This window comes from Microcella pacifica (genome assembly GCF_009371975.2).
Classification (GTDB): domain Bacteria; phylum Actinomycetota; class Actinomycetes; order Actinomycetales; family Microbacteriaceae; genus Microcella; species Microcella pacifica.
The window spans coordinates 19147-41834 of record NZ_VIKT02000002.1 but is presented as its reverse complement, the minus strand read 5'-3'; the positions used below and the strand labels follow the sequence as shown (position 1 = coordinate 41834).

The window sequence follows — 22688 nt, the reverse complement described above, 5'->3', positions numbered from 1 at the left end:
CGCGCTGCTGCGGGCGGAGTGGGAGGCGGAGGATCTGCTGGTGGACGGCATGGCCGTCACGGTAGCGCGGTGAGGCTCGGTGCACTCCGGCACATTCTCAGGACTCGGCCGGTCGCGAGTGGCGCCCGCTCTGCGAGCACCAGGTCAGCGGAAGTCGCGACTGGGCATGGTCACGCGCAGCGGCAGCTGCTCGACGCGGTCGGCGACGATGTTGACGACGCCCTGGGCCGAGCGCTCGAGGGTGCCGCGCACGATGAGCGCGCGGGATTCGCGCACGGTGCGGCGGTAGCGGCTCCACAGCCCGACCGAGCAGATCACGTTGACGAGCCCCGTCTCATCTTCGAGGTTCAAGAAGGTTATGCCGCTCGCCGTCGCGGGCCGTTGACGGTGGGTGACGACGCCCGCGACCTCGACGCGGCGGTTCGGCTCGGCGCTGCGCAGCTCGCGTGCGCTCAGCACCCCGCGCTCGCGCAGCAGCTCGCGCACGAAACGCACGGGGTGGTCACCGGGGGCGATGCCCGTCGAGACGAGGTTGGCGACCATGGTCTCGTAGCCGTCGAGCTCGGTGAACAGTGGCGGCTGCACCGCCGTGACGATGCCCGGCAGGTACTCGGGCCGGGCCTGCGCCGCCGCGCCCGCCGCCCACAGTGCCTCGCGCCGGGAGAGCCCGAGCACATCGAAGGCGCCGGCGGTCGCGAGGGCTTCGACCTGAGCGGCGGTGAGCCCGGTGCGGTAGACGAGCTCGGTGAGGTCTCTGTACGGCCCCCCGCGCTCGCGCTCCGCGACGATGCGCTCGGCGGTCGGGCGGCCGATGCCGTTCACCCCGGCGAGCCCGAGCCGCACGGCGAGGTCACCATCGCGGCGGTGCAGCGCGCAGTCGGCGAGGTCGCCGTTCGTCGAGGCGGGCTCGAACTCGGGCACGGGCGGCTGATGGCGATGGATGCACTGCTCGAGCCCGGTCGGAGGCGCGCGCCGGGCATCCGGGGCCACGGGCTCGTGCGCCGAGGCGACGACCAGATCGAGGCGCTCGAGCCCCGCGTCGACCTCGGAGCGCAGGATGCACGGCGTGCGCACCTCGACGCCGTGCCGCTCGGCGTCGGCGGTGAGCGAGGAGGGGGAGTAGAAGCCCATCGGCTGCGCGCGTAGCAGGGAGGCGAGGAAGACGCCGGGGTAGTGCAGCTTGATCCACGAGCTCGCGTAGACGAGCAGCGCGAAGCTGAGGGAGTGGCTCTCGGCGAAGCCGAAGTTCGCGAAAGCCTGGATGCGGCCGTAGATCTCGTCGGCGAGCTCGCCCGTGATGCCGTTGCCCGCCATGCCGGCGTAGAGCGTCTCGCGCAGCGACTCGATGCGCTCGAGGCCGCGCTTGCTGCCCATCGCGCGGCGCAGCAGGTCGGCGTCGTCGCCCGTGCAGCCGCCGACGGCCATGGCCACCTGCATGAGCTGCTCCTGGAAGACGGGGATGCCCAGCGTGCGCTCGAGCGGCCCCTTGAGCTTGGGATGGTCGTAGGTGATGGGTTCCTGGCCGAGCTTGCGGCGCACGAAGGGGTGCACGGCACCGCCCTGGATGGGCCCGGGGCGCACGAGGGCGATCTGCACGACGAGGTCGTAGAACTTTCGCGGTTGCAGGCGCGGCAGCAGGCCCATCTGGGCGCGGCTCTCGACCTGGAAGACGCCGATCGAGTCGGCACGGCACAGCATGTCGTAGGTCGCCTGCTCCTCCTTGGGCAGGGTCGACAGCTCCCACCGCTCGCCGAGGTGGGCATCCATGAGGTCGAAGGAGTGCTGCAGAGCGGCGAGCATGCCGAGGCCGAGCAGGTCGAACTTGACGAGGCCCATCCACGCGCAATCGTCTTTATCCCACTGCAGGACCGTGCGGTTCTCCATGCGGGCGTGCTCGATCGGCACGATCTCGCCCACGGGCCGGTCGGTGAGCACCATGCCGCCGGAGTGGATGCCGAGATGGCGCGGATAGGTGAGCACCTGCTGGGCGAGGTCGACGACGGGGGCGGGGATGTCGTGGTCGTCGCTCGAGAGCACGGCGCCCCACCTTTCCACCTGCCGTGACCAGGCATCCTGCTGCCCGGTCGAGTACCCGAGCGCGCGCGCCATGTCGCGTACGGCGTTCTTCGGCCGGTACGAGATGACGTTCGCAACCTGCGCGGCGTTGCGCCGGCCGTACCGCTCGTAGACGTACTGGATGACCTCCTCCCTGCGGTCGGAGTCGAAGTCGACGTCGATGTCGGGCTCCTCGTCGCGCAGGGCGGAGAGGAAGCGCTCGAAGGGCAGCTGATAGCCGATCGAGTCGACGGCGGTGATGTCGAGCAGGTAGCAGACGGCCGAGTTCGCGGCCGAGCCGCGCCCCTGGCAGAGGATGCCGCGGGAACGTGCAAACTGCACGATCTCGTGGACGATGAGGAAGTAGCCAGGAAAGTCCTTCATCTCGATGACATCAAGCTCGCGCACGATGCGGGCGCGGTCGTCGTCGCTCGCGTCGGGGTACTTGCGCGGCACGGCCGCCCAGACGAGCTCGCGCAGCCAGCTCATGGGCGTGTGACCGGGCGGCACGGGTTGCTTCGGCAGGTTCGGCTTCGCCTGCCGCAGCGGAAACCCCAGCTCGGTCGCGAGCTCGACGCTGCGCTCCACGGCCCCCGGGTAGCGGGCGAAGAGCCGCTGCATCTCGGCGCCGCTGCGCAGGTGGACGGTGCCGGCGGCGGGCAGCCAGCCCTCCATCTCGTCGAGGCTGCGACGAGCACGCAGCCCGGCGAAGGCGGTCGCGAGCGGGTGCCGGGCGGGGGTCGCGTAGTGCACAGCGCCGGTCGCGACGATCGGCAGCCCGCGCTCGGCGGCGAGAGCGGCGAGCACGTCGTTGTGCACGGTGTCGAGCGGGCGGCCGTGATCGAAGAGCTCGACGACGACGCTGGATGCTCCGAACCGGTCGACGAGCGCGTCAAGCTCGGCGCCCGCCGCGGCGATGTGCGCCCGCGTCGGCCGCGTGCGGGCGACGGCATCCGGCCCGGAGGCATCGCGCGCAGGATCGCGGCCCTCCAGCGCCGACCGCACGGCACCCTTGCGGCACCCGGTGAGGATCATCCAGTGGTCGCCGCTCGTGGCGTCGCCGCCGCGGCCCGCGTGCTCGGCGAGCGCGTCGAGGTCGTAGACCGGTCGGCCCTTCTCGCCGCCCGCGAGCTGCGCCTCGGTGATGGCGGCTGCGAGGCGGTGGTAGCCCGCCTGGCCGCGTGCGAGGACGAGCAGGTGGGTGCCCTCGGGGTCGGCGACGCCCTGCTGCGGGCCCGTGAGCCCGAGCGACAGCTCGGCCCCGAACACGGTCGTGAGGCCGTACGGCTCGGCGGCCTCGGCCATGCGCACGACGCCGTAGAAGCCGTCGTGGTCGGTCAGGGCGAGCCCTGTGAGGCCCAGCCGCGCAGCTTCTTCCAGCAGCTCTTCGGGGCTCGAGGCGCCGTCGAGGAAGCTGAAGGAGGAGTGCGCGTGCAGCTCGGCGTAGGGCACGACCGTCGTCGGGTCGGGCTGCTCGATGCCGGCCCGGCGGTACGGCGCCCGCTTGGGCGACCACGCGGGGGAGTCGCCGCCGTCGGCGCCGGGGGGCGGTGTCGTGCCGGGCCGGTTGCCGTTGCGCAGGCTGCGCTCGAACTCGCTCCACGGGATCGGCGGGTTGTGCCAGCCCGCCATCAGCGCACCCCCGGAGGCGTGCGCGCAGTCCACGGAGACTGTGCTGTCTCAGTCATAGCGCGCCTCCGCCCACCACGAGCCGCCCTCGAGCACGAGCAGCCACGCGACCCCCGCGGAGTCCACGACCTGCAGGCGGTGCAGCAGGCGCCGCCGCGGGATGTCCCACCAGCGCTCCTCGAGCGGCCACGGCCCCGCCCACGAGGTCACGGGCCGCGCGGCCCCGCCCGCACCCGGGGCGAATCCTGCGGGGGCAGCGCTGAGCCGCATCCTCTCGTCGACGTGCACCGGGGCGCCGGACGCGTCGAGCACCGTCACAGCATGCCGTGAGGGGAATACGGTGCCGGGGGTCGGCTGGGGCAGGGCTCCGGGCCAGGGCCGATCAGCGGGGCGGGGGCTCACGAGCCGGTCGCCCCAGGGCACGAGGGCGCCTCGCTCGGCGAGGGTGCGACCGCCCGTGCGCTGGGCGGTGAGCACGGCCTCGTGCCCGAGCAGGCTCTGCACGCGGGAGAGGGCGTGGTGCACGCGCTCGTCGGGCGCCGCCCCCCACAGCCCGGGTTCGTGGTGGGCGAGCGCGTCGACGCTCTCGGGCATGATCGTCACGCGCGTGATGGCAGAGCGCAACCCGGGGCCCCGTTCGGCGGCGCTACCAGGTGAGCCGGGGCGCGTGCCGAGGGTGCGCGTCTCGCCGCTGAGCTGCCAGCGCACGCGGTCGACGATCTCGCTCGCCCGGAACGAGCGGGGGTGCAACCACGCGCGCTCGCTCTCGACGCCGTGCTCGTCGCGGAACCCGATGCGAATGGCCGTGGCGACGAGCAGGCGTGCGACGAGGGATTCGACGAGGTCGTCGGCGAGCTGGCGCACGGCGAAGGCGAGCTGGTCGACCCGGTCGAGGGGCGGCTCGAGGTCGAGCACCCGCTCGAGGTCGGGCGGGGGAGTGCGCGGCAGGAGCGGTGTCGCGTCGGCGGCACCTGCGAGCGCGTGCCGGTGGGCCCCCGCCGCGCCGAAGCGGTCGCGCACGGCCGAGGCGGGCAGCGCGGCGAAGTCGCCGAGCGTGCGCACCCCGAGCCGACCGAGGAGGGTCGCGAGGTCGGGGTCACCGAGGGTCGTCACGGGGAAGGGCGCGAGGAAGGCTGCAGTGGCCTCGCGCGGCACGATGCGCACGCTCTGCACCGGCGCCCGTTCTCCGGGCGCAGTCGGCTCTGGCGCGGTGCTGCGGGCGGCGAGTTCGGCGGCGAAGGGTCCGTCGGCGAGGCCGAGCCGGGCATCCGGTATTCCCTCGGCGAGGAGGGCGCTGCGCAGGGCGAGGGCGGCGGCCTTCTCGCTGCCGTAGTAGCGGGCCGGGCCGCGCGCGGCGAGGGCGAGCAGTCCGGGGCGCACGACTTGCACACCCGCGACGAGGGATTCGATGACGTCGATGAGGGGCGAGAACAGGCGGTGGTCGCGGTCATCGTCGGCGGGCACGATGCGCAGCTCGGTGCACAGCGACTGGGCTTCGCGGCGGCGCTGCCCCGCCCGCACGCCCTGCGCGCGCGCCGCCGACGAGCAGGCGAGGATGCGATTCTGCTGCACGACCGCGACCGCCTGCCCCGCCGTCACGAGCCCCTCTCGCACGGCGGCGAGGATCGGCCAGTCTGGTACCCACGCGACGATCGTGCGGGTCATCAGCCGGCCCTGCGGGCGGGGGTGCTCCAGCGCTCGTGCGCGCGCTGGGTCGCATCGGCGGGCTGGGTCGCGTCGGTGTGCTGAGCGGCATCGGCGCGATCGAGGCGCCGGATGCCCAGCTCACCGTCGGGCAGCAGCAGTCGCCCGCTGCGGGGGCGCGGGCTGCGTCGCGAGCTCACGCTGATCGTGACCTCGCGCTCACTCAGGTAGCCGTGGCCGTCGCCGAGGCCCGACCAGCGGCTGCCCGTGATGCTGATCATGGCTTCGGCCTGCGGCCAGGCACCGGCCACGAGCAGCGTGGAGCCGCGCTCGCGCACGCGCCCCGCGAGCTTCGCGATCGCGCCGTCGCTCGCCGCACGCCCCGGCCGCACGGCGATAACGCTGAGGGCATCGGCGATCGCCGCGGTCACGGTGAGCCACTGGTCGCCGGGGTGCGGCACGAGCACGAGTCGATCGAGGTCGATTCCCATGGCCTCGGCCGCCTCGATGCCGAACTCGGGCATGCCGACGACGCCGCACCATGCTCCGGCCGCCGAGGGGCCGGCGAGCAGCGCCATCGTGAGGGCGCTCGAGGGGCTCAGCGTGTAGACAGCACCCTCTTGCAGACCTCCCGCAGGCAGCAGGTCGGCGAGTGCCTCGTGCGTGGGCAACAGGCGGCTGTCGAGCCGCGTGCGCTGCAGGGAGTCGATGCGGGCCTGCAGCGCCTGCACGGTATCGACGGTCTGGATGCGCGCCGCACCCGTACCGCCGACGGGTTCATCGACGGGGGGATCCTCAACAACAGAGAGCGCGAGGGCGGGCATCTCTCCATGATCGAACATACATTCGAATATGGCAACTGCCACCGACACTCGAGCGGCGTGTCGCGCGAGCCTCCGAGGTTGCTGGCAGGTCACCGCGGGGAAGCACGCTCGAGGCCAGGATGGACGGTGACGACCGCACCGGCGAGGGAGAGGAAGCCACCCGATGCAGAGCGAACTGGCCGCGAAGATCTTCGGCGATCGCGAAGACCCGAGCGTGCGGCTGCAGAAGCTCTTCGACGACCGCTCGACGACGATGGGCGCTCCGCCCTCCGCGCGGGAGTGGGCCGCGAAGGTGCTGCGCGAGCGGCGCATCGACCCCAAGACGGATCCCGAGGACGCGGTCGCGGCCGTGCGGCAGGCCTACCCGCGCCTCACGACGAAGGTGGCGCGCTACCTCGTGGAGGATGCTCGCCAGCGCTGAGCCCGCCCGGGCCCGCGCCCTCGAGCAGGTCGGCCCGAGCATCCCGACCCATGGCGCGATAGGCGACCGCCCAGTCCCTCGCCTCGTCCACCAGCTCGAGGGCGGCGAGAAGCCCGGAGCCCCCGACGACGGAGGGCACCCCCGCCTCCGCGAGCGCCGCCTGCAGCGCCCGCACCGTCTCGAGCGGGGGAGTGCGCGACGCGGTCACGGCAGCTCGGCGACGCGGCGCCGCAGGAACGCCGCCCCCGCATGGTCGTGCACGAGGTCGCCCTCGACGACGACGTCGTACTCCTTGCCGAGCACGCCGTCGGCCGGCCGCACGTCCAGGTGCGCCACGGGGATGCCGCGCGCGTGCACCGCGTCGGCCATGCGGTAGTCGGAGCGCGAGTCGCCCACCGACCACCAGCGCTGCGCCGTGACGCCGCGCGCGGCGAACCAGTCGAGCGCGCGATCCGCCCCGCGATCCTTGTCGAGCAGCACCGATTCGACGTCGGTCGAGATGATCGTCGAGTCGATGCGCCACGGCACGCGGCCGAGACCGTCGTGCGCCTGGCGGTCGCGGTAGCGCAGCCCGAGACCCGAGCCGACGAGACGCTCGTAGACCTCCGCCTCGTAGCGGGACTGGGCGGCCTGATACGCGGCGGGGGAGACGTCGGTGCGCGCCTCGAGCGAGATCATCACGTGCTTGCCCTCGTCGACGAACATCGTGTCGGCGTACTGCTCGCGCGCGAGGCCCTCCACCGCCGCGCGCACCGACTCGGGCACGGCGAGCTCTCGGTCGATGTCGAGCTCGCCGAGCCCCTGCGGGGTCACCGGCGCCCAGCAGCCGCCCTTCTCGAACACGCCGAAGACGTGGGAACGAGCATCCAGCCCGCCGTCGACCAGTCGCGCGACGACCTGCTCGCGCATGAAGGCGTCGCTGCGGCCCGTGATGAACGCGATCGGGATGCCCGCTGACGCGAGAGTCAGCAGGTCGTCCACGATCGAGTCAACGGCGATGCGCCGAGACTCGGGGCTCGCGATCGGCCCGTCGACGTCGAGCAGCAGCCCGAACGGGGCGATCATGGTGTCATGACTCGTCACTGGAATGCTCCCGCCATCGTGTTCCTCGTCCTCGCCGTCGTGGGGCTCATCGGCACCTGGACGTACAACATCCAGGCCATCATTCAGCAGTCGGACTTCCTCGGCGACTGGTTCGCGAACGGTCCCGCCGTGGGCTCCCTCACCATGGACCTCCTCATCATGGCAGTCGCCGCGTGCGCGTTCATCGTCGTCGAGGGCCGCCGACTCGGCATGCGGCACCTCTGGGCGTACATCGTCTTCGCGGGGCTCACGGCGATCGCGTTCACGTTTCCGCTGTTCCTCGCGAACCGCGAGCGGCGCCTGCGGCAGCTCGCCCAGGAGGCCGCCGCGGTCGCCGCCCAGGAATGACGAACGGCCCCGGGCGCGTCGCCTCGGGGCCGTTCACGGTATCTCTACCGCACTGTCTCAACCAGTTCGTTGTTCACACACGGGGTGAACCGTGCGCGAGGGGGGACTTGAACCCCCACGCCCTATCCGGGCACTAGCACCTCAAGCTAGCGCGTCTGCCATTTCCGCCACCCGCGCTGGTCGTGGTCGCACCGCACGAGGCGGCTCGACCGAGGTATGACATTAGCACGGAATGTGCTCTCACCAGCACGCCAGGTAGCGTGGTCGCCATGGCCTCAGAGCACCTCGATGACACGGCGCGCATCGCCCGCGATCTGATTCGCTTCGACACGACGAACTACGGCGAAGGGCGCAGCAAGGGCGAGACCGAGGCAGCCGAATACGTCGGCGCGATCCTCGAAGGGCTCGGGTTGCAGACGGAGTACATCGACTCCGCCACGAGCCGCACGAGCGTGATCACCCACGTCGAGGGCCGCTACGAGAACGAGGTCGACACGCGGCGCGGCGAGCGCCCCGGACTCGTCGTTCACGGTCACCTCGATGTCGTGCCAGCCGACCCGGTGAACTGGTCGGTCGATCCCTTCGCCGGCGAGATTCGCGACGGCATGCTGTGGGGTCGTGGAGCGGTCGACATGAAGAACATGGACGCCATGATCCTCACCGCACTCGACGAGATCCTGCGCGACGGCGGGCAGCCCAACCGTGATCTGACGATCGCCTTCTTCGCCGATGAGGAGAACGGCGGCGCCTACGGCTCCCACCACATCGTGAAGAATCGCCCCGAGGTCTTCGCCGGCGCGACCGAGGCCATCAGCGAGGTCGGCGGGTACTCGGTGCAGATCGGCGGCACGCGCGCCTATCTGCTGCAGACCGGCGAGAAGGCTCTCGTGTGGATCAAGCTGATCAGCCGCGGCACGGCCGCGCACGGCTCGCGCGTCATCCACGACAACGCTGTGACGAAGCTTGCCGAGGCTGTCGTGACGCTCGGCCGTCGCGAATGGCCGCTGCACCTCACGGCGACGACCGAACTCCTCCTGGGCGAGCTCGGTCGCATCCTCGACGTCGATGTCGAGAAGCTCGGCCCTGACGAAGTCATGCTCCGCACCGGCACGGCGGCGGGCTTCCTCACGGCGACGGTGCGCACGACGAGCAACCCCACGCTGCTGAGCGGGGGGTACAAGCACAACGTGATCCCCGACCAGGCAGAGGCGCTCATCGACCTGCGCATGATGCCGGGGGAGGAGGATGCGATCCTCGCCGAGGTGCAGCAGCTCGTCGGCGACGACATCGAGATCGAGGTCATGCACCGCGACCTCGGGCTCGAGAACCCGTTCTCCGGGCATCTCGTCGACGCGATGGTCAGCACTCTGAACCGGCACGACCCGGGAGCGGAGGTTCTGCCGTACCTCATGAGCGGAGGCACCGACAACAAGGCGCTGAGCCTCCTCGGCATCGCGGGTTACGGTTTCGCACCCTTGCGCCTTACGCCCGAGCTCGACTTCCCCGCGATGTTCCACGGCGTCGACGAGCGCGTGCCGCTCGAGGCGCTGAGCTTCGGGCACCGCGCGCTCACCGACCTGCTCACGACCTACTGAGCCGCCGCGTGTCACTCCTCGAAGCCCTCATCCTCGGGCTCATCCAGGGCCTCACCGAGTTCCTGCCGATCTCGTCGAGCGCGCACCTGCGCATCGCGGGGGAGGTGCTGCCGAGCGCCACCGACCCCGGTGCCACGTTCACCGCCATCACGCAGATCGGCACGGAGGCCGCCGTCCTCGTCTACTTCTGGAAGGACATCACGCGCATCATCGGCGCGTGGTTCCGGCACGTCACGCGCCGCGGCCTTCCCGCGAATGACCCGGACGTGCGCATGGGCTGGCTCATCATCATCGGCACTCTGCCGATCGTCATCATCGGCTTCCTCGCCCAGGAGTACATCCGCTCCGCGTTCCGCTCTCTGTGGCTCGTCGCCATCGTGCTCATCGTCTTCGGCATCCTGCTCGGCATCGCCGACTGGCTCGGTCGCCGCGATCGTGAGCTCACGCAGCTGACCTACCCGCACGGTCTCGCCTACGGTGCCGCGCAGACCCTCGCGCTCATCCCCGGAGTCTCACGGTCGGGTGCCACGACGTCGATGGGTCTCGCTCTCGGCTACACCCGCCCGGCGGCGGCGCGCTACGCCTTCCTGCTCGCCGTGCCCGCGGTTTTCGGCAGCGGTTTCTACGAACTGCTCACGGCCATCCGAGAGCCCGGCTCGAGCCCGTTCAGCTATCTCGAGATCGCCGCGGCCACGGTCGTCGCCTTCGGCGTCGGGCTCGCGGTCATCGCCGGGCTCATGGCCTACATCTCGAAGCGCTCTTTCCTGCCCTTCGTGATCTACCGGCTCCTGCTCGGCGGCACGCTGCTCGTGCTGCTCGCCACGGGAGTCATCGACCCCCTCTGACCGGGGCGCACCAACCCCTGGTCGCTCGGCGGTTGGCTGCGCGAGCGCGGCCCCGAGCATCCCGTGCCCGTCTCCACAATTCAGGAGAATGCGATCTTCATCGCGGTGCCTGGATGCTCCACCGGCGTGTCGCGCGGGCCTCGAGCACGCGACTCCTGAGTTGTGGAGGCGGCGCGCGGCGAACTTGCTCGCGCGGCGTGGTGTCCGCTGCACCGACAGCAGCGCCCGACACGCCGCAGAATCGTCGGCGACGCGCCCGCGCGGCGAAGGACGCGTCGGTGTCGCAGACAGCTGCCGCGCGGAGCGGTCGCAGACAGCTGCCGCGCGGAGCGCAGTCGCCCGCCGAGCTCCGCACCCGCCCTCGGGGCGCGCAGCGCCTAGACCGGGTTCTCTCCCGCGACTCCGCCCGCCGGCGGGTCGTCGCGGCGCTTGCGCAGATAGCGCTCGAACTCCTGCGCGATCGCCTCGCCGCTCGCCTCGGGCGCCTCGACCGCGTCGCGCGCCGTCTCGAGCTGCGAGATGTAGGCGGTCATCTCGTCGTCCTCGCCCGCGAGAGTGTCGATGCCCTCCTCCCACGCACGCGACTCGTCGAGCAGGTCGCCGCGCGGGATGACGACGTCGACGAGCTCCTCGAGCCGGTCGAGCAGGGCGAGAGTCGCCTTGGGGGAGGGCGCGTTGTGCACGTAGTGCGGCACAGACGCCCACAGCGAGACGGTGGGGATGCCCGCCTCCTCCGCAGCGGAGGCGATGACGCTCAGGATGCCGACCGGCCCCTCGTAGGTCGAGCGCTCGAGGCCGAGCTCGTCGCGCACATCGGGGTTCTCGCTCGAGGCGTGCACGGCGATCGGCCGCGTGTGCGGCACGTCGGCGAGGAGCGCACCGAGCAGGATGATGCCCGTGATGTCGGCGGCGAGCGCTTGATCGATCGTCTCCGTCGCGAAGGTCTTCCACCCGCGGGAAGGCTCGGTGCCCAGCAGCAGGTAGATGTTCTCGTGATTGTCGCCGCTCACGTCGAGAGGCGAGTCGGTGCTGGGACGCTCGCGGGGCATCCCGTCATCGCCCACGGGCCCGAAGAGCGTGACGCTCGGCCACTGCAGGCGCCGATTGCCCTCCTCGTCGAGCTCGATCATGGGGCGGTTGAGCTGAAAGTCGTAGTAGTCCTCGGGGTCGATGTCGGCGATGGGCATGACATCGAGCACCTGCTTGAGCGAGCGCACGGCGCCGCTCGCCGCCTCGCCCGCATCGTTCCAGCCCTCGAAGGCGACGACCAGCAGTCGGCCGCCGCGGAACAGATCGCTCGTGGTCACTCGCTCACTCTCGTCGCCGGATCCCGGAACCTCACCGGGGCGTCGCCCCAGGATAGAACGCAACTAGACTTGCCCGTCGTGACCACTCCGATCCGCCCCGCTGCCGTGCTCTGGGACATGGACGGCACGATCGTCGACACCGAGCCGTACTGGATGCGCGCCGAGATCGACCTCGTGACCTCGCACGGCGGCACCTGGACCGAGGCGGACGGCATGCAGCTCGTCGGCTCCGGGCTCGTGCAGTCGGCGCGCATCCTGCAGCAAGCGGGCGTCGCGCTGCCCGAAGAGGCGATCATCGACGCGCTCACCGATCGCGTCATGGCGCAGATCGAGCAGGCGGTGCCGTGGCGGCCCGGCGCCCGAGAGCTCATCGAGCAGCTGCGGGCCGCGGGCATCCCGATCGCCCTCGTGACCATGTCGATCCGGCGCATGGCGCTCCAGGTCGCTACCGCGATCGGCGACGACGTGTTCGATGCTGTCGTCGCGGGCGATGACGTGACGAACCCCAAGCCGCACCCCGAGCCGTACCTGCGCGCTGCCGAGCTGCTCGGCGTCGACATCGCCGACTGCGTCGCGCTCGAGGACTCGCAGTTCGGCCTCGTCTCGGCGGTCTCCTCGGGGGCCGCGACGATCGGCATTCCCCTGCACCTGACGCTGCACGAGGGGCCGACGCACGAACTGTGGTCGAGCCTCGCCGGGCGCAGCATCGACGACCTCTCCGCCGCGCTCGCGCGGCATCAGCACCGGGCGACGGGGGTCGTGTCGTGACTCTGCGGCGCCAGAGCGGGCCCTTCGTGGAGGGTGACCAGGTGCAGCTCACCGACCCCAAGGGCCGCCTCAACACGATCACGCTCATCCCCGGTCAGGTGTTCCACAGCCACCGCGGAACGATCGCGCACGACGACCTCATCGGCCTGCCCGACGGCAGCGTCATCGACAATTCGAGCGGCATCTCCTACCTCGCACTGCGCCCGTTGCTCACCGATTTCGTCATGTCGATGCCGCGCGGCGCCGCGATCATCTATCCGAAGGACGCCGCGCAGATCCTCGGGCACGCCGACATCTTCCCCGGCGCGCGCGTCGTGGAGGCGGGCGTCGGCTCGGGCGCTCTCTCGATGTGGCTGCTGCGCGCCATCGGCGACCACGGCGAGCTGCTCTCGTTCGAGCGCCGTGAGGAGTTCGCGCAGATAGCCCGCGGCAACGTGAGCGCCTACTTCGGTGCAGAACCCGAGAACTGGTCGATCACGCTCGGTGATCTGACGGATGCTCTGCCGCAGCGCGTCGAGGCGGGCAGCGTCGACCGCGTCGTGCTCGACATGCTCGCTCCCTGGGAGTGCCTCGAGGCGGTCGCGAACGCCCTCACGCCCGGGGGAGTGGTGCTGTGCTACATCGCGACCGCGACCCAGCTCTCGCGCGTCGCCGAGGCGATCCGCAACACGGCCTCGTTCACCGAGCCCGTCTCGAGCGAGACGATGGTGCGCGGCTGGCACGTGGAGGGGCTCTCGGTGCGTCCCGACCACCGCATGGTCGCCCACACGGGGTTCCTCATCACGGCGCGACGGCTCGCCGACGGCACCGAGCGCTTCATCAAGGCCAAGCGCGGCTCGAAGACGGAATTCACCGACGAGGACGTGGAACTGTGGACCCCGGGAGCCGTCGGCGACCGCACGGCGAGCGACAAGAAGCTGCGCAAGGCGGCCCGCGAAGCGCAGTCCCTCGCCGAGCGATCGGCGCGACGCCAGCCGATAGAGTGACCTTCGACGCTGCTCGCCCGATCGAAAGAGGTTCCGTGCGCTCCCTGGCACCCGCGCTCATCCTGACCACCGCACTGGTCGGCTCGCTCGCCGCGTGCACCACGCCGGGCGTGGCGCAGTCCTGCACGCCGCTCGTCCCCGCCGGCGAGCCCGCCTCCTACGTGCAGGCCACGGGTGCGATCGGCACTCCTCCCGAGGTGACCTTCCCCACTCCGCTGCGTGCCGAGAGCGCCGTGCAGGCGGTCATCGAGAGCGGCGACGGGGAGGGCGCGGTCGCGGGCCCCGGCCAGGTCGTCGACTTTCAGGTGAGCCTCTTCAACGGCGCCGATGGCGAGCTCATCACCCAGACCTCCTACGACCCGGACGCCGCGCCCGTGCGGCGCACCGCGGGCGCTGACACCGACATCCTCGCGAGCGTCGTGCAGTGCGCCGAGGTCGGTTCGCGCATCGCCGCGACCGGCACGATCGCCGACGTGTTCGGCGAGGGCCAGCTCGACCCAGGCCTGGGTCTGGCCGACGACGATGCGATCGTCATGGTCATCGACGTCGAGGCCGCGTACCTCGGCAAGGCCACCGGCATCCCGCAGCTGGGCAGCGAGGGCGTTCCCGCCGTCGTCACGACGCCCGAGGGCGTGCCGGGCATCACGATCCCCAATGAGGAACCCCCGTCGGATCTCATCGTGCACACGCTCGTGCTCGGCCAGGGCGCCGAGGTCGCGGAAGGTGATGCGGTCGTGCTCCACTACACGGGTGTGCTGTGGAACACGGAGCGCGTGTTCGACTCCAGCTGGGAGCGCGAGGTGCCGTCGACGTTCACGGCGGCGAGCTTCGAGGATGACCCCACGGGCGTCGTGCCGGGTCTCGCCGAGGGCCTCATCGGCCAGACGGTCGGGTCGCAGGTCATCGTCGTGATTCCGCCCGAGCTGGGCTACCCGGCCGGTCAGGCGCCCGCGAGCGTGCCCGAGGGCTCGACGATGGTGTTCGTCGTCGACATCCTCGGCCTCGAAGGCTGACCGCGGAAAGCCCCGGAGTTCTCGTGGCCCGCACGATCCCCGTCGAAGAGCGCCTCTTCAGCCTCGTGCTGGCGCTCCTCGCGACGGAGCACGGCCTCACGAAGCACGAGATCCTCTCCACCGTCACGGGCTACGCGGCGCGCTACGCGACCGACCGCGATCGCGGCAGTCTCGAGCGCCAGTTCGAGCGCGACAAGGAGGAGCTGCGCGACCTCGGCGTGCCCCTGGAGACCTTCGATGCGCAGGGCGCGGAGAACGACACGAAGTTCCAGCGCTACCGCATTCCCGCCGACCGCTACCAGCTGCCCGACGAGGTGCGCTTCACGCCCGACCAGTACGCGCTCCTCGGTCTCGCCGCGCAGGTGTGGCGCGAGGGCTCCCTCTCGCAGGACTCGCGTCGGGCGCTGACGAAGCTGCGCTCGCTCGGTCTCGCGCTCGACGACGCCATCATCGGCATGGCGCCGACGATCCGCACGCGGGATGCCGCGCACGAGCCGCTCACCCTCGCGATCGATCGCGGCCAGCAGGTCACCTTCCGGTACCTCAAGCCGGGTCGCACGGCACCGGAGCTTCGCCGCGTCTCACCGCTCGCCCTCGTGCATCACGAGGGCCGCTGGCACCTGCAGGCCCACGACGATGCCGCGGATGCTCCGCGCACGTTCCTTCTGCGCCGCATCGTCGGCCAGGTCTCGGTCGCGGGCGCCGCGACCCGGCGTCCCGCCGCCGATGAGCCGGCTCGAGCCCTCGCCGAGCTGCGCGAGATCTGGCAGCGGACGGTCGCGGTCGTGCGACCCCGCCCCGGCAGCGAGGCCGACGTCGTGCTGCGCAACCGCGCCGAGACCCGCGTGCTCGGGGAATCCCTCGAGATCCGCACGACCGACCTCGACATCCTCGCCGACGAGCTCACCGCCTTCGGCGCCGACGTCGTGGTCGTGGAGCCTGCGTCCTTGCGCGACGCGGTGGACGCGCGCTGGCAGGCGATCCTGGAGCGTCATGGCTAAGCGCGCTCCTGCCCCGAAGGCGGGCGACAAGCTCACCTTCCTCCTCGCTCTCGTGCCGTACCTGATCGACCAGGTGCGCGTGAGTGTCGACGAGGCCGCCGCGCACTTCGGCGTGCCGCCGCAGCGCGTGCGCGACGCGGTCTCGCTGATCACGACGAGCGGCCTGCCGGGCGACGACGGCGCCTACTCGCACGCCGACCTCTTCGACATCGACTGGACGGCCTACGAGGAACGCGATGTCATCACGATCATCCGCGCGCCCGTCGATGAGATTCCGCGCCTGTCGTCCCGCGAGGCCGCGGCGCTGCTCGCGGGCCTGCAGGTGCTCGCGGCGAGCCCGAGCTTCGCGGCGCGCACCGACGCCGTCGAGCTCATGGAGCTGCTGGGCAGGGGGGCCTCCGAGTCCATCTCGCCCGTCGCCGTCGCGCCGTCGGCTCCCGACGACCTGCGCGCTCTGCTGACGCGCGCCCTCGACGAGCGGCTGCGCGTGCGGCTCGACTACGTGTCGACGCGAGGGGAGCGGCACTCGCGCGAGGTCGATCCGATTCGGCTCGACGGCCTCGACGACGTCTGGTACCTGCGGGCGTGGTGCCTCCTGCGCGATTCCGAGCGCACCTTCCGGCTCGATCGCATCGCGGACGCGGAGCTCGTGGGTCCCGCCGCCGAGCACGAGGCCGTGAGCGTCGACCCCGAGCAGCTGTTCCGCCCGGCGCCGGACGATCAGCGCGTCACGCTGCGGCTGCCGGTCTCCGCGCTGCCGCTCGTCGCCGACTACCGCGGCCCCGACGACGAGCTGAGCGTCGACGCCGAGAACGGCACGGCGACTCTCACCCTCATGGTCGGCCACGACGGCGTGCTCGGGCGTCTCGTGAGCAGCGCCCCCGGCGCGATCGAGATCGCGGCTCCGCCCGAGGCGCGCGCAGCCGTCGCGGCGTGGGCACGCACGGCTCTCACGAAGGAAAGCGTCTAGACTCGACCCACACCGCGTCTCGAGCAAAAGGATCAGAGCACATGCCGGCAAATCTCGGAGGCTGGACAGGCCTCATCCTCCTTCTCGTGGTCATCCTGCTCTTCGCCGCGCCCAAGCTTCCCCAGCTCGCCCGCAGCCTCGGCCAGTCGATGACGATCTTCAAGAAGGAGATCAAGAACAAGGACGGGGATGCTCCTGCCGAGTCGAGCGGCGACAGCAGCTCGACGGCCTCGGGCGAGGGTTCCGACTCCTCCAGCTCGAAGTAGCGCGTGTCAGGCCGCACGCCGCGGCCCCGGAATCCCGAGGGCCGCATGTCCCTCGGCCAGCACCTCGTCGAGTTGCGCAAGCGCCTTACGCGCGCCGGTGCGGCGATCCTGCTCGCCGCGGTGGGCGGCTGGTTCCTCGTCGACATCGTCTGGGCCGAGCTCAGCCGACCCGTGCTCGAGTTCGCCGAGCGCGCGGACCGCGAGGCCGCCATCAGCTATACGACGGTGACCGAGGCGTTCGACACCCGACTGCTCATCACTCTCACGCTCGGCGTCGTGATCGCCTCGCCCATCTGGCTGTACCAGCTGTGGGCCTTCATCGTGCCCGCTCTGCATCAGCGCGAGAAGCGCTACGCGATCGGATTCCTCGGCGCGGCCGTGCCGCTCTTCCTCGCGGGCTGCGCTACGGGCTGGCTCATCCTGCCCAACATCGTGAGCCTTCTGACCGGCTTCGCTCCCGATGACACGACGACGCTGCTCACGGCGCGGGTCTACCTCGACTTCTCGCTCAAGCTCATCATCGCGATCGGTATCGGCTTCGTGCTGCCCGTCGTGCTCGTCATGCTCAACTTCGCGCGAGTGCTCACCGCCGCGTCGATCCTCAAGAGCTGGCGCTGGGCGATCATCGCGATCGCGTTGTTCACGGCTCTCGCCACTCCTGCCGCTGACGTGCTGTCGATGTTCCTCCTCGCGATCCCCATGGTGGGCCTGTACTTCCTCGCCGCGGCGATCGCAACGTTCCACGACCGTCGAGTCGCCAAGAAGGAGGCGGCCATGAACGCAAGCTACGGCATCCCCACCGATGCCGAGTAGCGGCGTGCCGGCGGCAGAACCCACGCCGGCCGAACGATACGCGGCAGCGCGCACCCTGCGGGGGCTTCCCCGACTGCGCGCCTTCCGCGACGGTCTCGCGATAGACCTCGACCCGTTCCAGCTTGCCGCGTGCCAGGCGCTCGAGGAAGGTCGCAGCGTGCTCGTCGCCGCCCCCACGGGTGCGGGCAAGACGATCGTGGCCGAGTTCGGCGTGTTCCTCGCGATGTTCGAGCCGAAGGCGAAGATCTTCTACACGGCGCCCATGAAGGCGCTCAGCAACCAGAAGTACACGGAGCTCGTCGCCGAGTACGGAGCGAGCGAGGTAGGGCTGCTCACGGGCGACACGAACATCAACGCGAGCGCGCGCATCGTCGTCATGACGACCGAGGTGCTGCGCAACATGCTCTACGCCGATTCGCCGCTCCTGACCGATCTGGCCTACGTCGTCATGGACGAGGTGCACTACCTCGCCGACCGGTTCCGCGGGGCCGTGTGGGAGGAAGTGATCATCCACCTGCCGCTCGCAGTGCGGCTCATCTCCCTGAGCGCGACAGTCTCCAACGCCGAGGAGTTCGGCGACTGGCTGCAGGCCGTGCGCGGCGACACCGACGTCATCGTGAGCGAGACCCGCCCCGTACCGCTCACGCAGCACGTGCTCGTGCGGTCGAAGATGCTCGACCTCTTCGACTCGTCGGGGCAGGCGGCCACGAACCGCGTGAATCCCGAACTCGTGCAGCTCGCGCGCGCCGGCGGGGCGAAGGTGCACCGCGGTCGCGGCCACCACCCCAAGCGGTGGGAGAAGCGCGCGGGGCGCTCCGGCGGCTTCGGCGGCGAGGAGGGCCGCATGGATCGTGCGGCGATCGCGGGGATGCTCGGGGCCAAGAACCTGCTGCCCGCGATCTTCTTCATCTTCAGTCGGGCGGGGTGCGACGCCGCCGTCCGCCAGCTCGTGCGCTCGGGTCTTCGCCTCACCGACCAGGCGGAGCGCGACGAGATCCGCGCGATCGTCGAAGAGCGCTGCCGCACGCTGCGCGACGACGACCTCGCGGTGCTCGGCTACTGGGAGTGGCTCGACGGGCTGCAGCGCGGCGTCGCCGCCCACCATGCCGGTCTTCTGCCGGCCTTCAAGGAGGTCGTCGAGGAGCTCTTCCAGAAGAAGCTGCTGCGCGTGGTCTTCGCGACGGAGACGCTCGCCCTCGGCATCAACATGCCCGCACGCACTGTCGTGCTCGAGAAGCTCGAGAAGTTCAACGGCGAGGCGCGCGTGCCCATCACGCCGGGGGAGTACACCCAGCTCACCGGCCGGGCAGGCAGGCGCGGCATCGACACGGAGGGTCACGCGGTCATCCAATGGACGGGCGGCCTCGACCCGCAGGCGGTCGCCTCGCTCGCCTCGCGACGCACGTATCCGCTCAACTCGAGCTTCCGGCCGACCTACAACATGGCGGTCAACCTCATCGAGCAGTTCGGCCGCGACCGCGCCCGCACCATTCTCGAGAGCAGCTTCGCGCAGTTCCAGGCCGACCGCGCCGTCGTCGACCTCGCGCGCACGGTGCGCAAGCAGCAGGAGTCTCTGCAGGGCTACGCGACGGCCATGGAGTGCCACCTGGGCGACTTCGGCGAGTACTCCGCGCTGCGCCGCGAGCTCAGCGACCTCGAGAAGGGCTCGACGGGCCCGGGTAAGGGCGCGTCGCAAGCAGAACGGGTGCGCCGTCAGAAGCAGATGGAGGGCGTGCGCAAGCGCATGCGCACGCACCCCTGCCATGGCTGCGCCGATCGGGAGGCGCACTCCCGGTGGGCGGAGCGCTGGTGGCGGCTCAAGCGCGAGAACGACAAGCTCGGCCGCCAGATCTCGGGCCGTACGGGTGCCGTCGCCGCGGTCTTCGACCGCGTCACGGTCGTGCTCGAGAAGCTCGGCTACCTCACGAAGGACGAGCACGGGCGCACTGCCCTCACCGTCCACGGCCGCTCGCTGCGACGCATCTACGGGGAGCGCGACCTGCTCGTCGCCGAGTGCCTGCGTCGCGGGCACTGGAAGGATCTCGACCCCGCCTCCCTCGCCGCGATGGCGAGTGCGATCATCTTCGAGGCCCGTCGGGATGACGGCCAGGCACCCGAGTACCACCTGCCGCGGGGCGCCTTCCGCCCCGCGCTCGAGCGCACCCAGGAGCTGTGGGCGCGGCTCGACGACCTCGAGCGCGACCACCGGCTGCCCGGGTCGATCCCGCTCGCCACGACCCTCGCCCTCCCGATGCAGCGCTGGGCGCAAGGCGCGAGCCTCGACGTCGTGCTGCGCGACGCCGACATGGCCGCGGGCGACTTCGTGCGCTGGACCAAGCAGACCATCGACCTCCTCGACCAGATCTCGATCGTCGCCGACGGCGCCGTCGGGCGCACCGCGCGGTCGGCCCTGGACGCGATCCGCCGCGGCATCGTCGCCTACAGCTCGGTCGCCTGATGACTCACGGCACGACCGCTCCCGCTCCGCGCGCTTCGGCGTGGTCGCTCCCCGCCGCGCCCCGGCTGCCGCTCGCCCTCGCGATGGGCGCGCTGGGTGGCTGGATGACCGACCTCGGGTTCCCCGACGGCGCGGCCTGGCCGCTCACGATCGTCGGGGTCGCGCTCGTGCTCGCGAGCCTGCGCGGTCGCAGCGTCGGCGGGGCGCTCCTCGTCGGCGCGGTGAGCGGCTTCGCGTTCTACGGCACCCTCATCGAGTGGCTCACGATCTACCTCGGCGTCGTGCCGTGGCTCGCCCTCACCCTCGCGCAGGTGTTCTTCACCTCGCTCGGCGCTGTCGTCATCACCCTGGCCTGGCGCTGGGTTCCGCGAGCCTGGCCGGGCACGGCCGGGCGCCTCCTGCTGACCCCGGTCATCGTGGCGGGGGCCTGGACGCTCCGGGAGGCCGTCTCGAGCACGTTCCCGTTCGGCGGCTTCGCGTGGGGCCGTCTCGCGCACAGTCAGGCCGAGGGTCCGCTCGGGCACTGGGCCGCGTGGATCGGCTTCTCCGGCCTCACCTGGCTGCTCGCCACGCTCGCGGCGCTGCTCGTCGTCGTGGCGATCGAGTCGCGGGAGGGGGTGCTGCGGCGCAGCATCCTCGTCGTCGGTGTCACGGCGACCGCCCTCGTGTGGCCCGCGTTCCCCGTTACGGTCACGGGCACGACGACCGTCGCCGCGGTGCAGGGCAACTCCGATGCGGGGCTGTTCGCCGGGCGCGAGCCCGGCGACATCCTGCAGGACCACTACGACGCGACCGTGCCCCTGTTCGATACCGGGCTCGATCTCGACATGGTCGTCTGGCCCGAGAACGCCTCCGACCTCGACCCCCTGCGCAGCGAGCTCTCGGCCGCGGTGCTCGACCAGGTGAGCGATCGCCTCGACGCTCCCGTCGTCGTCGGCACGATCACGGTCGACGGCGACGAGACCTTCAACAGCGCGCTGCTGTGGCGCGACGGCGAGAGCGCGATCGACCAGTACGACAAGGTGCGGCCCGTGCCGTTCGCCGAATACCTGCCCGCCCGCGAGTTCTTCTACCCGCTCGCCCCCGACCTGTTCGACCTCGTGCCGCGCGACTACGCGTTCGGCCAGAGAGACACCGTGTTCGACATCGACGGAGTCATCGCGGGCATCGCGATCTGCTTCGACATCGTCGACGACGACCTCCTGCAGCGCATGGTCGACGAGGGCGCCCAGGTGCTGCTCGCGCCGACCAACAACGCCGACTTCGGGCGCACCGACCAGAGCGTGCAGCAGCTCGGCATCGCGCGTCTGCGCGCCATCGAGCAGGGCCGCAGCCTCGTCAACGCCTCGACCGTGGGAGCGAGCGCGATCGTGGCGCCCGACGGCTCGACCATCGACGACCTGCCGCTGTTCGAGAAGGGCACGATGGTCGCGGAGGTGCCGCTGAGCGACACCATCACGCCGGCTCACGCGCTCGGCCGCACGGTCGAGTGGTTCGCGATCCTGCTCACGCTCGCGAGCATCGCGATCGCCGGCGTCAGCGCACGACGGGAGCGCGCATGAGGGGCACTCTCGTCGTCGTGCCGACCTACAACGAGGCCGCGAGCATCCGCACCATCGTGGGGCGCGTGCGCGACGCCGTGCCCGACGCCGACGTCCTCATCGTCGACGACGCCTCGCCCGACGGCACAGGGTCGATTGCGGACGAGCTGGCCACCGCCGACCGCCGCATCACGGTACTGCACCGGTCGGCGAAGAGCGGGCTCGGTTCGGCCTATCTGGCCGGGTTCGCGCGTGCACGAGAGGGCGGCTACCGGTACGTCGTCGAGATCGACGCCGACGGCTCGCACGATCCGCTCGAATTGCGCCAGATGATCGCCCTCGCGGAAGCGGAGCAGCTCGACCTCGTCATCGGTTCCCGGTGGGTGCCGGGCGGCTCGGTCGTCAACTGGCCGTGGTCGCGACGGTTCATCTCCCGCACGGGCAACCGCTACGCGCGCGCCATGCTCGGGTCGAGCATCCGCGACATCACCGCGGGCTTCCGGGTCTACCGGCTGAGCGCCCTCGACGGGCTGGACCGCGCCGTGGTCTCCTCGCAGGGGTACTGCTTCCAGGTCGAACTCGCCTGGCGCGTCGAGCGCGCGGGAGGCCACGTGCGCGAGCTGCCGATCCAGTTCGTGGAGCGCGTGAGCGGCCGCTCGAAGATGGGGCCCGGGATCGTCGCCGAGGCTCTCTGGCGGGTCACCGTCTGGGGCGTCGCGACGCGTCTGGGCCTGTCGCCCCTCGCCGACGCCTAAGCGCCCTTGCGCGCTGAGCCTCCGCGACGTTCGCGCAGCAGGGCGAGTCGATCTTCGAGAAGCTCCTCGAGCTCGTCCCGCGTGCGACGCTCGAGCAGCATGTCCCAGTGCGTGCGAGCGGCCTTGATCTCGCTCTCCACGAGGTCGACCGGGGTGCCGTCGGGGGAGAGCAGCACGCCTTCCTTGCCCGATTTCGGGGACTGCCAGCGGTCGGGCAGCTCGGCATCGGAGGCGAAGATCACGTCGAAGGTCTCGCCGTCGGCGGTACGGAACTGCACGCGCTGACGAGACGCGAATTCCACGCCTTCCTCCGTCTGCATGCTCTGGGAGCCGAGTCGCATGCCTCGCAGGGTTCGATCTGCCATC

At 71.1% G+C, this 22688-nt stretch carries 21 protein-coding genes and 1 tRNA gene; 14 read left to right on the top strand and 8 right to left on the bottom strand.

Going from position 1 to position 22688, the window contains the following annotated elements:
• Positions 1–144: 144 nt before the first annotated feature.
• From FK219_RS01290 to FK219_RS01280, 3 genes are read right to left on the bottom strand one after another with little or no spacing between them, the layout of a single operon-like run.
• Positions 145–3687: an error-prone DNA polymerase gene (locus tag FK219_RS01290; protein ID WP_152582799.1), complete on the bottom strand. Its 3543-nt coding sequence runs from the start codon at positions 3685–3687 to the stop codon at positions 145–147.
• A 48-nt stretch (positions 3688–3735) separates the two neighbouring features.
• The gene (locus FK219_RS01285; protein WP_152582798.1) at positions 3736–5349 is read right to left on the bottom strand and encodes a DNA polymerase Y family protein; all 1614 of its coding nucleotides are present in this window, start codon (positions 5347–5349) and stop codon (positions 3736–3738) included.
• Positions 5349–6170 carry a hypothetical protein gene (locus FK219_RS01280; protein ID WP_210416746.1) on the bottom strand — a complete coding sequence of 274 codons (822 nt, stop codon included), beginning with the start codon at positions 6168–6170 and terminating at the stop codon, positions 5349–5351. The genes FK219_RS01285 and FK219_RS01280 overlap by 1 nt, the downstream gene beginning before the upstream one ends.
• Before the next feature lie 145 nt (positions 6171–6315).
• On the opposite strand from FK219_RS01280, the gene FK219_RS01275 reads away from it, so the two are divergent.
• A complete protein-coding gene (locus FK219_RS01275; RefSeq protein WP_152582797.1) occupies positions 6316–6573 on the top strand; it encodes a hypothetical protein in 258 nt (85 codons plus the stop codon).
• On the opposite strand, the gene FK219_RS01270 is transcribed toward FK219_RS01275, so the two are convergent.
• Together FK219_RS01270 and FK219_RS01265 are read right to left on the bottom strand one after the other, a co-directional pair.
• Entirely contained in the window at positions 6524–6781 is a 258-nt protein-coding gene (locus FK219_RS01270; protein ID WP_152582796.1) for a hypothetical protein, read from the bottom strand. The two genes, FK219_RS01275 and FK219_RS01270, sit on opposite strands and share 50 nt — an antisense overlap.
• Positions 6778–7638: a hypothetical protein gene (locus FK219_RS01265; RefSeq protein WP_168212380.1), complete on the bottom strand. Its 861-nt coding sequence runs from the start codon at positions 7636–7638 to the stop codon at positions 6778–6780. The genes FK219_RS01270 and FK219_RS01265 overlap by 4 nt, the downstream gene beginning before the upstream one ends.
• A 6-nt stretch (positions 7639–7644) precedes the next feature.
• Here FK219_RS01265 and FK219_RS01260 point away from each other — a divergent pair, with 6 nt between their 5' ends.
• A complete protein-coding gene (locus tag FK219_RS01260) occupies positions 7645–8004 on the top strand; it encodes a DUF2834 domain-containing protein (protein ID WP_152582795.1) in 360 nt (119 codons plus the stop codon).
• 92 nt (positions 8005–8096) lie between these two features.
• Here FK219_RS01260 and FK219_RS01255 read toward each other — a convergent pair.
• A tRNA-Leu gene (locus FK219_RS01255) sits at positions 8097–8181 on the bottom strand.
• Between the two features lie 92 nt (positions 8182–8273).
• On the opposite strand from FK219_RS01255, the gene FK219_RS01250 reads away from it, so the two are divergent.
• Both FK219_RS01250 and FK219_RS01245 read left to right on the top strand, forming a co-directional pair.
• Positions 8274–9599: a M20/M25/M40 family metallo-hydrolase gene (locus FK219_RS01250; protein WP_152582794.1), complete on the top strand. Its 1326-nt coding sequence runs from the start codon at positions 8274–8276 to the stop codon at positions 9597–9599.
• 8 nt (positions 9600–9607) lie between these two features.
• Complete coding sequence (locus FK219_RS01245; protein ID WP_152582793.1) at positions 9608–10444, top strand: undecaprenyl-diphosphate phosphatase; 837 nt, start codon at positions 9608–9610, stop codon at positions 10442–10444.
• Between the two features lie 377 nt (positions 10445–10821).
• On the opposite strand, the gene FK219_RS01240 is transcribed toward FK219_RS01245, so the two are convergent.
• Positions 10822–11751, bottom strand: coding sequence for a PAC2 family protein (locus FK219_RS01240; RefSeq protein WP_152582792.1), 930 nt, complete (start codon positions 11749–11751; stop codon positions 10822–10824).
• A 78-nt stretch (positions 11752–11829) separates the two neighbouring features.
• On the opposite strand from FK219_RS01240, the gene FK219_RS01235 reads away from it, so the two are divergent.
• Genes FK219_RS01235 through FK219_RS01190 form a run of 10 tightly spaced genes read left to right on the top strand, consistent with a single transcriptional unit; the run spans position 11830 to position 22322 of the window.
• Positions 11830–12519, top strand: coding sequence for an HAD family hydrolase (locus FK219_RS01235; RefSeq protein WP_328821555.1), 690 nt, complete (start codon positions 11830–11832; stop codon positions 12517–12519).
• Entirely contained in the window at positions 12516–13505 is a 990-nt protein-coding gene (locus FK219_RS01230) for a tRNA (adenine-N1)-methyltransferase (protein WP_152582791.1), read from the top strand. The genes FK219_RS01235 and FK219_RS01230 overlap by 4 nt, the downstream gene beginning before the upstream one ends.
• A gap of 35 nt (positions 13506–13540) precedes the next feature.
• Entirely contained in the window at positions 13541–14518 is a 978-nt protein-coding gene (locus FK219_RS01225) for an FKBP-type peptidyl-prolyl cis-trans isomerase (protein ID WP_152582790.1), read from the top strand.
• Between the two features lie 23 nt (positions 14519–14541).
• Entirely contained in the window at positions 14542–15519 is a 978-nt protein-coding gene (locus FK219_RS01220) for a helix-turn-helix transcriptional regulator (protein WP_328821554.1), read from the top strand.
• On the top strand, positions 15512–16489 hold the full coding sequence (locus FK219_RS01215) for a helix-turn-helix transcriptional regulator (RefSeq protein ID WP_152582789.1): 978 nt from the start codon (positions 15512–15514) through the stop codon (positions 16487–16489). Before FK219_RS01220 ends, FK219_RS01215 begins: the two co-directional genes overlap by 8 nt.
• Positions 16490–16530: 41 nt before the next feature.
• Positions 16531–16755 (top strand): twin-arginine translocase TatA/TatE family subunit, encoded by a 225-nt coding sequence (locus tag FK219_RS01210; RefSeq protein WP_152582788.1) that lies wholly within the window; start codon positions 16531–16533, stop codon positions 16753–16755.
• 3 nt (positions 16756–16758) lie between these two features.
• Positions 16759–17568, top strand: coding sequence for a twin-arginine translocase subunit TatC (gene tatC / locus FK219_RS01205; protein WP_328821553.1), 810 nt, complete (start codon positions 16759–16761; stop codon positions 17566–17568).
• The gene (locus FK219_RS01200) at positions 17558–20026 is read left to right on the top strand and encodes a DEAD/DEAH box helicase (RefSeq protein WP_152582787.1); all 2469 of its coding nucleotides are present in this window, start codon (positions 17558–17560) and stop codon (positions 20024–20026) included. The genes tatC and FK219_RS01200 overlap by 11 nt, the downstream gene beginning before the upstream one ends.
• The gene (lnt, locus tag FK219_RS01195) at positions 20026–21588 is read left to right on the top strand and encodes an apolipoprotein N-acyltransferase (RefSeq protein WP_152582786.1); all 1563 of its coding nucleotides are present in this window, start codon (positions 20026–20028) and stop codon (positions 21586–21588) included. Before FK219_RS01200 ends, lnt begins: the two co-directional genes overlap by 1 nt.
• A complete protein-coding gene (locus tag FK219_RS01190; RefSeq protein ID WP_152582785.1) occupies positions 21585–22322 on the top strand; it encodes a polyprenol monophosphomannose synthase in 738 nt (245 codons plus the stop codon). The genes lnt and FK219_RS01190 overlap by 4 nt, the downstream gene beginning before the upstream one ends.
• On the opposite strand, the gene FK219_RS01185 is transcribed toward FK219_RS01190, so the two are convergent.
• Positions 22319–22687: an RNA polymerase-binding protein RbpA gene (locus tag FK219_RS01185; protein ID WP_152582784.1), complete on the bottom strand. Its 369-nt coding sequence runs from the start codon at positions 22685–22687 to the stop codon at positions 22319–22321. The two genes, FK219_RS01190 and FK219_RS01185, sit on opposite strands and share 4 nt — an antisense overlap.
• Position 22688 lies beyond the last annotated feature (1 nt).

Coding starts and splice junctions, on each gene's coding strand:
- FK219_RS01290 (WP_152582799.1), bottom strand. CDS start 3,687: ATGGCGGGCTGGCACAACCCGCCGATCCCGTGGAGCGAGTTCGAGCGC.
- FK219_RS01285 (WP_152582798.1), bottom strand. CDS start 5,349: ATGACCCGCACGATCGTCGCGTGGGTACCAGACTGGCCGATCCTCGCC.
- FK219_RS01280 (WP_210416746.1), bottom strand. CDS start 6,170: ATGTTCGATCATGGAGAGATGCCCGCCCTCGCGCTCTCTGTTGTTGAG.
- FK219_RS01275 (WP_152582797.1), top strand. CDS start 6,316: ATGCAGAGCGAACTGGCCGCGAAGATCTTCGGCGATCGCGAAGACCCG.
- FK219_RS01265 (WP_168212380.1), bottom strand. CDS start 7,638: ATGATCGCCCCGTTCGGGCTGCTGCTCGACGTCGACGGGCCGATCGCG.
- FK219_RS01260 (WP_152582795.1), top strand. CDS start 7,645: ATGACTCGTCACTGGAATGCTCCCGCCATCGTGTTCCTCGTCCTCGCC.
- FK219_RS01250 (WP_152582794.1), top strand. CDS start 8,274: ATGGCCTCAGAGCACCTCGATGACACGGCGCGCATCGCCCGCGATCTG.
- FK219_RS01215 (WP_152582789.1), top strand. CDS start 15,512: ATGGCTAAGCGCGCTCCTGCCCCGAAGGCGGGCGACAAGCTCACCTTC.
- FK219_RS01210 (WP_152582788.1), top strand. CDS start 16,531: ATGCCGGCAAATCTCGGAGGCTGGACAGGCCTCATCCTCCTTCTCGTG.
- FK219_RS01200 (WP_152582787.1), top strand. CDS start 17,558: ATGCCGAGTAGCGGCGTGCCGGCGGCAGAACCCACGCCGGCCGAACGA.
- lnt (WP_152582786.1), top strand. CDS start 20,026: ATGACTCACGGCACGACCGCTCCCGCTCCGCGCGCTTCGGCGTGGTCG.
- FK219_RS01190 (WP_152582785.1), top strand. CDS start 21,585: ATGAGGGGCACTCTCGTCGTCGTGCCGACCTACAACGAGGCCGCGAGC.
- FK219_RS01185 (WP_152582784.1), bottom strand. CDS start 22,687: ATGGCAGATCGAACCCTGCGAGGCATGCGACTCGGCTCCCAGAGCATG.